Source organism: Angustibacter aerolatus, assembly GCF_054776675.1.
On record NZ_BAAHBM010000098.1, the window covers coordinates 1 to 10,868 of the forward strand.

The 10,868-nt window shown below is 75.6% G+C and carries 7 protein-coding genes and 1 pseudogene; 6 read left to right on the forward strand and 2 right to left on the reverse strand.

Translation table 11 applies throughout. The annotated features are described in order from the left end of the window. The 3 genes and pseudogenes from ACYVI6_RS16250 to ACYVI6_RS16260 form a co-directional block, all read left to right on the forward strand. Positions 1–248: pseudogene (locus ACYVI6_RS16250) on the forward strand (DUF1236 domain-containing protein); the annotation flags it as partial. Next, a complete protein-coding gene (locus tag ACYVI6_RS16255) occupies positions 245–1,942 on the forward strand; it encodes a DUF885 domain-containing protein (RefSeq protein ID WP_460447365.1) in 1,698 nt (565 codons plus the stop codon). The pseudogene ACYVI6_RS16250 and the gene ACYVI6_RS16255, both read left to right, overlap by 4 nt. A 120-nt stretch (positions 1,943–2,062) precedes the next feature. Further along, positions 2,063–3,994: a PKD domain-containing protein gene (locus ACYVI6_RS16260; RefSeq protein ID WP_460447366.1), complete on the forward strand. Its 1,932-nt coding sequence runs from the start codon at positions 2,063–2,065 to the stop codon at positions 3,992–3,994. 20 nt (positions 3,995–4,014) lie between these two features. On the opposite strand, the gene ACYVI6_RS16265 is transcribed toward ACYVI6_RS16260, so the two are convergent. Both ACYVI6_RS16265 and ACYVI6_RS16270 read right to left on the reverse strand, forming a co-directional pair. Further along, positions 4,015–5,025 (reverse strand): TolB family protein, encoded by a 1,011-nt coding sequence (locus ACYVI6_RS16265; protein ID WP_460447367.1) that lies wholly within the window; start codon positions 5,023–5,025, stop codon positions 4,015–4,017. Continuing rightward, complete coding sequence (locus ACYVI6_RS16270; RefSeq protein WP_460447368.1) at positions 5,022–6,506, reverse strand: MFS transporter; 1,485 nt, start codon at positions 6,504–6,506, stop codon at positions 5,022–5,024. The genes ACYVI6_RS16265 and ACYVI6_RS16270 overlap by 4 nt, the downstream gene beginning before the upstream one ends. Before the next feature lie 180 nt (positions 6,507–6,686). Here ACYVI6_RS16270 and ACYVI6_RS16275 point away from each other — a divergent pair, with 180 nt between their 5' ends. From ACYVI6_RS16275 to eno, 3 genes are all read left to right on the forward strand, one after another. Continuing rightward, a complete protein-coding gene (locus tag ACYVI6_RS16275) occupies positions 6,687–8,297 on the forward strand; it encodes an amidohydrolase (RefSeq protein ID WP_460447369.1) in 1,611 nt (536 codons plus the stop codon). Next, positions 8,294–9,340, forward strand: a complete 1,047-nt coding sequence (locus ACYVI6_RS16280; protein ID WP_460447370.1) for an alpha-hydroxy acid oxidase — start codon at positions 8,294–8,296, stop codon at positions 9,338–9,340. Before ACYVI6_RS16275 ends, ACYVI6_RS16280 begins: the two co-directional genes overlap by 4 nt. Positions 9,341–9,492: 152 nt before the next feature. Continuing rightward, entirely contained in the window at positions 9,493–10,773 is a 1,281-nt protein-coding gene (gene eno, locus ACYVI6_RS16285) for a phosphopyruvate hydratase (protein WP_460447371.1), read from the forward strand. Positions 10,774–10,868 lie beyond the last annotated feature (95 nt).

Here is a 10,868-nt window from a genome sequence, read left to right on the forward strand (position 1 = left end):
CCGTGGAGGCCGCGCGCGCCGTGGAGGCCGCGCGCGCCGTGGAGGCCGCGCGCGCCGAGGAGCCTGCGGGGTCGGGGTCGGGGTCGGAGGCGGTGCTCGCGTCCGGCGACGGCGGCGGCGACAGTGACGTCGGTGACGGCAGCGTCGGGGCAGGTGGGGCCGGGTCAGGCAGGGCGGGCAGGACCGGCGGGGCAAGCGGCGACGGGGTCGACTTCTGGGGCGTGCGCGGCGGGGAGGTGGCGCGGTGAGCGAGCAGATCTTCGGCGGCCGCGAGGCCGGCGAGCGGTTCCGGCGCACGGCCAGGGCGGCGCTCGACGTCCTGCTCGAGCACGACCCGGTGACCGCCACGGCGCTGGGCGTGCACGCCTTCGACGACCGCCTGCCCGACTGGTCGACCGAGGGGGTCGAGGCGCAGCTGCGCGACCTGTCCGACGCGACGGCCGCGCTCGACGACGTCGACGACACGCAGCTGCCGCCGCAGGAGGTCGCCGACCTCGAGCTGCTGCGCACCCGGCTGACCGCGCGGCAGTGGGCGGTGGGCGAGCACGCCGACCACCGGCGCGACCCGCTGGTGACGCTGCCCGGCGACGCGATCTACACGCTGCTGGCCCGCGACACCGGCGAGCCGGACGAGCGCGCCCGGGCGCTCGCCGCCCGGCTGCGGGCGGTGCCGGCGGCGCTCGAGCAGGCGCGGGACGTGCTCGGTCAGATGCCCCGCGTGCACGTCGAGACGGCGGTCGCGCGCACCCGCGGCACCGTGCGGCTGCTCGACGAGGCAGACGCGCTGCTCGACCGGGCACCGCAGCGTCGGGCCGAGGTCGACGCGGCCCGGGTCGAGGCGGCCGCTGCGCTCGACGCGCACGCCGACTGGCTGACCGACCGGTTGCCCGAGGCCGACGGCGACCCGCGTCTCGGCGACCAGTCGTACGCCGCGCGGCTCTGGTACGTGCTCGACACCGAGACCGGCCCTGACGCGCTGCTCGACCGCGCCGAGAGCGACCTGATGGCCGTCGAGGAGGCCATCGACGAGACCGCCGCGGCGCTCGCCCCGCTGCTGGGCGTCGGCAGCGACCGTGCTGGCCGGGTGCGGGCGGTCCTCGACGCGGTGGCCGACGGCGCGCCGGTCGGCGACGCCGACGTGCTGAGCCGGTGCCGGGTGCACCTCGACGACCTCACCGAGCTCGTGCGCTCGCACGACCTGGTGACCGTGCCGAGCGACCTGCTGGCAGCGACCGAGGTCATCGAGATGCCCGAGGTGCGGCGCGGTGTCGCGGTCGCCTACTGCGACCCGCCGGGCGCGCTCGAACCGCTGCCGCTGCCGACGTTCTTCGCGGTCTCGCCGACCCCCGCCGACTGGGACGAGACGCGGATCGCCTCGTTCTACCGCGAGTACAACGACCACATGCTGCGTGACCTGACGGTGCACGAGGCGATGCCAGGGCACGTGCTGCAGCTGGCGCACTCGCGGCGGTACAGCGGCTCGACGCCGGTGCGGGCGGCCCTGTGGAGCGGTGTGTTCGTCGAGGGGTGGGCGGTGCACGCCGAGCAGCTGGTCGCCGACGCGGTCGAGGCGGACGCGCCCGGCTCCGTCGAGGCGCTGTCGCTGCGGATGCAGCAGCTGAAGATGCGGCTGCGCTGCACCATCAACGCGATCCTCGACGTGCGGGTGCACGCGCGCGGCATGACGCGCGCCGAGGCCCGCGCCCTGATGACCGACCGCGGTCACCAGGAGGACGGCGAGGCCGAGGGCAAGTGGCGCCGCGCGCTGCTCACCAGCGCGCAGCTGTCGACGTACTACGTGGGCGCCAGCGAGGTGGGCCAGCTGGCCGCCGAGCTCGCGGTCGCGCGGCCCGGCGCCACGCCGCGGGCCGTGCACGACGAGCTGCTGTCGCACGGCTCGCCGTCCCCCCGGCTGCTGCGGCTGCTGCTCGACGTCGACTGACGCCGCTGCGCGCGGTGACCGACCGGGTGCGCATCGTGAACCCGAGGAAATCGACGCGCCGAGGCCGCTCCCTGTGCCACCGTGGGTGCCGCAGCGGGGGCCGCGCGACGAGGAGCGACGATGTCCCGACGTCGGACCGGGGTGGTGGCCGGAGCCCTGGCGGTGCTGGCCGCCCTGGTGCTGAGCCCCGCGCCGTCCGCCCGCAGCGCCACGCCGCCGCCCGTGCACTTCACCGCGGCAGGCGACTACGGCAACGGCAGCAACTCCGCGCTGGTGCTGAACGGGATCGCGGCGCAGCAGCCCGAGCTCGACCTGGCCCTCGGCGACCTGTCGTACGCAGCCACCGGCACCGAGCAGGCCTACTGCGACTTCGTGACCTCGCGGCTCGGAGCCGGCTTCCCGTTCGAGGTGGTGAGCGGCAACCACGAGAGCAACGGCCTGAACGGCAACGTCAACGACTTCACCGCCTGCCTGCCGAACCAGCTGCCCGGTCTCGTCGGCACCTACGGGCGGCAGTGGTACGCCGACTACCCGAAGGCGAACCCGACGGTGCGCTTCGTGATGATCTCGCCGGAGCTGGCGTTCCCCGACGGCACCTGGTCGTACGCGGCCGGCACGCCGCGCTACCAGTGGACCTCGGACGTGATCGACGCCGCGCGCGCCGCCGGCATCCCGTGGGTGGTGGTCGGCATGCACAAGCCGTGCGTCTCGACCGGCCAGTACGGGTGCGAGGGCAGCGTCCGCGACGTCACCGACCTGCTGCTGCGCAAGCGCGTCGACCTGGTGCTGAACGGCCACGAGCACATCTACCAGCGCACCAAGCAGCTGCGGCTCGGCACCGGCTGCTCGACCCTCGCCACCGGCACCGTCGACACCGACTGCATCGCCGACGCCGGCGACCAACTGCGCAAGGGCGCCGGCACGGTGGTCGCCACCGTCGGCACGGGCGGCGTCATGATGCGCGACGTGAACCCGGCCGACACCGAGGCCGGCTACTTCGCGCAGCTCGAGGGGGCCAACACCGCAGCCAGCCACGGGTTCCTCGACGTGACGGCCGACGCCGACACCCTCACCGCACGCTTCGTCCCGGTGACCGGCGCCTTCACCGACCAGTTCTCGATCACCAGCGCCGGCGCACCGCCGAACACGCCGCCGGTCGCCGGCATCGCCCTGCCGGCCTGCAGCGACCTCACCTGCACCTTCGACGGCCGCGGGTCGAGCGACGCCGACGGCACGATCGCCTCGTGGGCCTGGCAGCTCGGCGACGGCAGCACGGCCACCGGGTCGACCACCACGCACGCGTACGCCTCGGCCGGCACCTACCCGGTGACGCTGACGGTCACCGACGACGACGGCGCGACGGACTCGGTGACCCGCTCGGTGACGGTCACCAGCGGCGCGCAGCCCCCGATCGCCGCCGACGACTTCACCCGCACCCTGTCGTCCGGCTGGGGCACGGCGACCACGGGCGGCGGCTGGACGATCACCGGCGGCTCGTCCGTCGCCTCGGTCTCCGGCGGCGTCGGCCGCCTGGTGATGGCGACCGCCGGCTCGGGTCCGGCGGCGTTCCTGCAGTCGGTCTCGTCGTCGGCCACCGACACCGCGGTGACGTTGTCGACCGACAAGGCGGCCACCGCGGCGAACGGCATCAGCCTGTCGGTCGTGGGCCGACGCATCACCAGCGCCGGCAGCTACCGCGGCAAGCTGCGCCTGCACACCGACGGCACGGTGCGCGTCTCCCTCGAGCGCGCGACCTCGGCCGGTGCCGAGACCGCCGTCGTGCCCGCCACGCTCGTGCCGGGGCTCGTCGTCGCACCGGGCGACCAGCTGCGCGTCCGCCTGCAGGTGACCGGCACCTCGCCGACCACCCTGCGGGCCCGCGTCTGGCGAGCCGGCGCCACCGAGCCCACGACCTGGGCGGTCAGCGGCACCGACGCGACGGCCGGCCTGCAGGCCGCAGGCGGTGTCGGCGTCCTCACCTACCTCTCGTCGGCCACCACCAACGCCCCCGTCACGCTCTCCGTCGACGACCTGCGCGTCACGGCCCCTTAGTCCGGCTCGACGGTGCGACCTCAGCGCACCACGGACGGGGACCAGGCGCCGGGCACCAGCACGCGCGGAGCGCCCGTACCGTCGGCGGGCACCGCCCAGACGTCGGTGACCGCCTCGCGCTGGTCGGCGCGCAGGAGGCCGTAGAGCACGGTGGCGGCGTCGAGCCACTCGAGCTGGTCGTCGACGCTGCGGTCGCCGGCGAGCAGGGTCTCGCGCCCGGTCGAGAGGTCGAGGGTGGCCAGTCGCCACTGGCCGGCGGGGAGCCCGAGTCGCTTCTTGTAGGCGACGTGCGTCCCGTCGGGCGACAGGGAGGGGCACTCGGCGTCGTCCCGCACGGTCGTGAGCCGGCGGTGTGCCAGCGACCCGTGGGCCAGCCACGTGCGGCCGGCCCAGGCGACCGTGGCGTAGAACGTGTCGTCGTCGTCCGCGAAGGTCACGCCCCACACGTTGCGGTCGCGCGGTGCGATCTGCTGCCCGCGGTGCACGAGGGTGAACTGCTCGAGGTCGCCGTAGCTCTCGCCGTCGACGCGCGCCACCAGGGTCTGGGTCGAGAAGCTCGCGGACGCGTAGGAGTGGCCGGCCACGAACGACGTCGTCGCCGCCAGTCGGCCGTCGCCCGACAGGCGGGCGCGGCTGGCGACGCCGCTCAGCTGCAGCGGCCGGATCTCGTGCAGCGCAGCGTCGAGCACCGTCGCGCGGTAGCTGATCGCGACCCCGCGCCGCTGCGCGAGGCAGAGCACCCGCTCTGCCGTGGCGTCGACGCGCTCGCAGGAAGTGGCCGTCACCGCCCGTGGCCCCTTCGGGTCGAGCAGCGCGACCGCGGTCAGGCGCCCGAAGGAGGCGTCTCGCCGGGTGCTGCGGAAGACCAGGTGCGGCTCCGCCCGCAGCCGGCCGTAGTCGGCAGCCGTGGCCTGGCCCCGGCTGCTGCGCTGCGTCTCCTGCGCCCGGGCACGCCACAGGTACGCCGTGCCGGCGCCGAGGGCCAGCACCGCGACGACCACGGTCGTCAGCACCCGCGTGCGCCTGCTCACGACCGGTCCAGTCGCCGGAGGGGGCGTGCGACGAGCGCCAGGGCGACGACCAGCAGCGCCGCGACGCCCACGAGCGACGGGCCGGGCCCGTGCGCCACCCACAGCAGCCCGAAGACGACGGACGACGCCGCGCGGGCCAGGGCGACCACGGTCTGCGCCGCCGCGATGCCCGAGGCCCGCACGGTCGGGTCGACCACCCGGCCCGCGAGCGCGGGCAGCACCCCGTCGGTCGCCCCGTAGTAGGTGCCGAGCAGCAGCAGGCAGGCCACCGTCGCCGGCACGCCCGACACGGGGCCGGCCGCGGCCAGGTACGCCAGGACGAGCGCGAGGTGCCCGCCGAGGAGCACCCCGGCCCGGCCGACGCGGTCGGCCAGCCGCCCGAGCGGGAGCGCGGTCGCGAGGTACCCGAGGTCGGTGCCCACGAACAGCAGCGGGAACGTCGACGCGGCGAACCCGTCACGGTGCAGCAGCGTCAGGTACAGGAAGCCGTCGCCGACCGTGAGCAGGCCGAGCAGGCCCGCCACCCCCAGGAGGGCGCTCAGGCGACGGTCGGCGAGCAGGCGCAGCGAGGGTCGGCTCCGCGGTCGCTCGGCGCCTCCCGGCACGACCTCTCGGGTCTCTCGGGTCTCTCGGGCCTCGCCGACCTCGCCCGCAGCCGGCCCACTGCGAGCCCGGAGCGTTCGGTCGTGAGCGCGCGGGCCCACGTCCGGCGCGTGATCGGGGAGCCGCACCGCGTCGCCCCCGCCGATGCCGCTGCGTCCGTCGCCGTCGGCGCCTTCGACCGGGTCGGTGACCTCGGCGGGTCCGGCAGGGCCGGCGGGTCCGTAGGACTCGGCGGGTTCCGCAGCCGTGCCGGCCCTCCGGCGGTGGACGTCCGGCACGAGCAGGGCCATCACCGCGACCCCCAGGACCGCGAACACGGTCGAGAGCACGAACACCGCGTCGTACCGGCCGGGCAGCGCCCACAGCACGGCGAACGCCGCGAGCGGCCCGATCAGCGCGCCCACGGTGTCGAGGCTGCGGTGCACGCCGAAGGACCGCCCGACGCGTGCCGGGTCGGAGACGGCGACGACCATGGCGTCCCGCGGTGCGGTGCGCACCCCCTTGCCGAGCCGGTCGACGGTGACCGCGGCGGTCACCGTCGACAGACCGTTCGCTCCGACGAGCAGGATCCTCGACAGCGCCGACAGCGCGTATCCCGCGAGCGCCACCCGCCGTGGGTGGTCGGTGCGATCGGCGACCCAGCCGCCGACGACCCGGACCAGGGCGCTGACGCCCTGGTACGCGCCGTCGACGACGCCGTAGGCCACCGGGCTGAGCCCGAGCACCACGGTGAGGAACACCGGCAGCACCGCCGCGACGGACTCGGACGACACGTCGGTCAGCAGGCTGACGACCCCGAGCAGCACCACGGTGCCCGGCACCCGGCCGGGCACCGCTCGCCGGCTGGCGCCGGGGCGGTCGCGCAGGCTGACGTACACGGGCGACACCCTCCACCGGTCTGCGGGGGAGCGTATGGCGGCCGGGTCGCGCGCCGCAGCCACACGGCCGATCGCCCACGGGGGCAGGAGTCGCAGCTCGTCGCGTCGGCCGGCTCCGCGCGCGGTGCCGGCGGCGCCGTCCTCCGGCCCGTGACGTCGTCCGGCTGACATGCTGTGCCCGTGGTCGACCTGGTGCTGCACGGCGGTCTCGTGCACGACGGCGACCGCGTCGTGCCCGGGGCGACGGCGGTCGCCGTCGACCGCGGCCGAGTGGTCGCCGTCGGCAGCGACGCGGACGTCCGTGCTCGGGTCGGGCCGGTGACGCACCTGGTCGACCTGGCCGGGCGGCCGGTGCTGCCCGGGTTCACCGACGCACACGTGCACCCGGTCATGGGTGGGCTCGAGCGGCTCGCCTGCGACGTCAGCGGGGCGACCACCGTCGAGCAGACGCTGCACCTGGTGCGGCAGCACGCGCTCGCCCACCCCGACGCCGAGTGGCTCGACGGCGGCGGCTGGCACAAGGAGCTGTTCGCGTCTGGGCGCCCGACGCACGACCTGCTCGACGCCGCGGCCCCGGGTCGGCGCGTCGTGCTGCGCGACAGCAGTCACCACGCCGTCTGGGCGAGCACCGCGGCACTGCACGCGGCCGGGCTGCCGACCGGTCCCGCGGACGGCACCCTGCACGAGGCCGAGATGGACCCCGTCACCGACCTGCTGCCGCGCGCCACGACCGAGCAGCAGCTGGCCGGGCTGCTGGAGGCGCAGCGTCACCTGCACTCGCTGGGTGTCACGGGGTGGCAGGACGCGATCGTCGGCGAGTACGCGGGGTACGGCGACCCGACGCCCGCCTACCTCGCCGCCGCGTCGCGCGGGCTGCTCACGGCGCGCGTCGTCGGCGCCCTCTGGTGGCCGCGCGGTGTGCCGGCGCACCGCGTGCCGGACGTGGTCGCGCAGCTGGCGCAGCGCCGCGACGAGGTCGCGCGCGAGGTGCCGGACGGCCGCTTCCGCTGCACGAGCGTGAAGGTGATGCAGGACGGCGTCGTGGAGAGCCGCACCGCGGGCCTGACCACGCCGTACCTGGACGACGACGGCGCGCCGGGCACCGAGCGCGGCCTGTCGTACGTCGAGCCGTCGGTGCTGCAGCAGGTGGCGGTGGCCTGCGCTCGCGCCGGGTTCCAGCTGCACGTGCACGCCATCGGCGACCGGGCCGTGCGCGAGGCCCTCGACGCCCTCGCCGCGGCGCAGGCCGACCCGGCGTCGCAGCCCGACCTGCGTCACCACGTCGCCCACCTGCAGGTCGTGGACCCCGCCGACGTGCCGCGCTTCGCCCGGCTGGGGGTCACCGCGAACCTGCAGGCGCTCTGGGCCTGCCACGAGACCGTCATGGACGAGCTGAACATCCCGCTGCTCGGTCCCACCCGCAGCGACTGGCAGTACCCCTTCGCCGACCTCGCGCGCAGCGGCGCCGAGCTGGCCATGGGCTCGGACTGGCCGGTCTCCACGCCCGATCCGTTGGCGGCGCTCGCGGTGGCCGTCACGCGGCAGGAGGCACCCGGTTCGCGACCGCTGCTCCCCGGCCAGGCGCTCGACCTCGCGACGGCCCTGCGGGCGTACCTGCGCGGGTCGGCGCGGGTCAACCACCAGGACGACGCGGGTCGCGTCGTCGAAGGCGTTCCGGCCGACCTGGTCGTGCTCGACCGCGACCCCCTCGCGGTGCCGCCCGACGAGCTCGCCTCCGTGCGCTGCGACCTCACGCTGGTCGACGGCCGAGCGGTGTGGGAGCGCGCGTGAGCCTGCCGCGGCTGCTGCACGACCACTACGAGCGCGCCCGGCGCGTGCTCGACGCCGAGGTCTTCGACTCCATCGACTCGGGCACCTGGTCGGAGGAGACCCGCGCCGCGTCGGAGCAGGTCTGGTCCGGGTTCCGGCTGCGGCCGCGGGTGCTGACCGACGTGCGGCACGTCGACACCTCGACCGAGCTGCTCGGCGACCGGCTCGCCTCGCCCGTCGTCGTGGCGCCCACCGCGTACCACCGGTTCGTGCACGAGGCGGGCGAGGTCGCGACGGCGGCCGCGGCCCGGGCAGCGGGTGCGCTGATGGTGGTGTCGATGCGCGTCAGCGTGGAGCTCGAGGACGTCGCCGCGGCCGCCGGGCCGTGGTGGTTCCAGGTGTACGCCACGCAGGAGCCGGCCGTGCACCGCGGCATGGCGCTGCGAGCGGCCGCGGCGGGCGCGTCCGCCCTCGTGCTCACCGGCGACACACCCGTCGTGGGCATCAAGCCACGCGTCGCCGGCCGACCGGTGCGCCGGCAGGCGGAGCTGTTCGGCGTCAACACCTTCCGGCACGTGCCGGACGGCGTCGACCCGTTCGGGGCGTGCGAGCAGTCGGCCGGTGCCACCACCGACCTCGTCGCGGAGCTCGCCGAGCTGACCGGGTTGCCGGTGCTGGTCAAGGGCCTGCTGCGCGGGGACGAGGCCCGCCGCTGCGTGGAGGCCGGTGCGGCCGGCGTCCTGGTCTCGAACCACGGCGGGCGCCAGCTCGACCGCTCGATCGCCGCCGCCCACGCGCTGCCCGAGGTGCGTGCGGCCGTGCCCGAGGTGCCCGTGCTGGTGGACGGGGGCGTGCGCAGCGGCCTCGACGTGCTGACGGCGCTCGCGCTCGGTGCGGACGCCGTGATGCTGGGGCGCCCGGTGCTGTGGGCGCTCGCCTCGGACGGTGAGCACGGTGTCGACGACCTCCTCGGGTTCCTGCGGGACGACCTCGAGCACGCCATGGCGCTCGCCGGAGCCACCACGCTGGCAGGGCTGACACCCGACCTGGTGGTCGCGGGCTAGGGGTGTGGACGGCTGGTCCTGGTGCACAGGCGGCGTCCACAGCGGCCGGCGGGACGCGCCGTCGTCCACAGGCGGCGTGGGGGCGTGGGCTCGGCGACCCACCCGGCTAGGCTCGCTCGCGACGACCCACCCGCCCGACCGAGGAGCAGCACGTGGCCAGCATCGAAGCAGTCGGCGCCCGCGAGATCCTGGACTCTCGTGGCAACCCGACCGTCGAGGTCGAGGTCGCGCTCGACGACGGCGTCATCGCCCGCGCGGCCGTGCCCTCCGGCGCCTCGACCGGTGCGTTCGAGGCGGTCGAGCGACGCGACGAGGACGGCTCGCGCTACGGCGGCAAGGGTGTGCAGGGTGCCGTGCTCTCGGTGCTCGACGAGATCGGCCCCGGGCTGCTCGGCCTCGACGCGAGCGAGCAGCGGCTCGTCGACCAGGCGATGCTCGACCTCGACGCGACCGACAACAAGGCCAAGCTCGGTGCCAACGCGATCCTCGGGGTCTCGCTGGCCGTCGCCCGGGCCGCCGCCGACTCCGCCGGCCTGCCGCTCTACCGCTACGTCGGCGGGCCGAACGCCCACGTGCTGCCGGTGCCGATGATGAACATCATCAACGGCGGCGCCCACGCCGACAGCGGCGTCGACGTGCAGGAGTTCATGATCGCCCCCATCGGGGCGGAGACCTTCGCCGAGGCGCTGCGCTGGGGCGTCGAGGTCTACCACTCGCTGAAGAGCGTGCTGAAGAAGCAGGGTCTGGCGACCGGGCTGGGCGATGAGGGCGGTTTCGCCCCCGACCTGCCGCAGACCACGGCCGCCCTCGACCTGATCGGCACCGCCGTGGAGCAGGCCGGCTTCACGCTCGGCACCGACATCGGGCTGGCCCTCGACGTGGCCGCCACGGAGTTCTACCGCGACGGCAGCTACCACTTCGAGCGCGCCGAGCGGTCGGCCGAGTGGATGACCGGCTTCTACGAGGGGCTGCTCTCGGAGTACCCGCTGGTCTCGATCGAGGACCCGCTGGCCGAGGACGACTGGGCCGGCTGGGGTCACATCAGCCGGGCGATCGGCGACCGCGTGCAGCTGGTCGGCGACGACCTGTTCGTCACCAACCCCACGCGGCTGCAGCGCGGCATCGACGAGGACGTCGCCAACGCGCTGCTGGTCAAGGTCAACCAGATCGGGTCGCTCACCGAGACGCTCGACGCCGTCGACCTCGCCCACCGCGCCGGGTACCGCTGCATGATGAGCCACCGCTCGGGCGAGACCGAGGACACGACGATCGCCGACCTGGCCGTCGCCACGAACTGCGGTCAGATCAAGACCGGTGCCCCGGCCCGCAGCGAGCGCGTCGCGAAGTACAACCAGCTGCTGCGCATCGAGGAGGACCTCGACGACGCGGCCCGCTACGCCGGCCGGGCGGCCTTCCCGCGGTTCGGGGGCTGACCGTGACCGCCGGACGCCGCCCCGGCAGCAGCCCGGGTGCGGCGTCGCGCGCCGGCGCCCGACCGGGGGCCACCGCGCGCACCGGCACCCGCCCG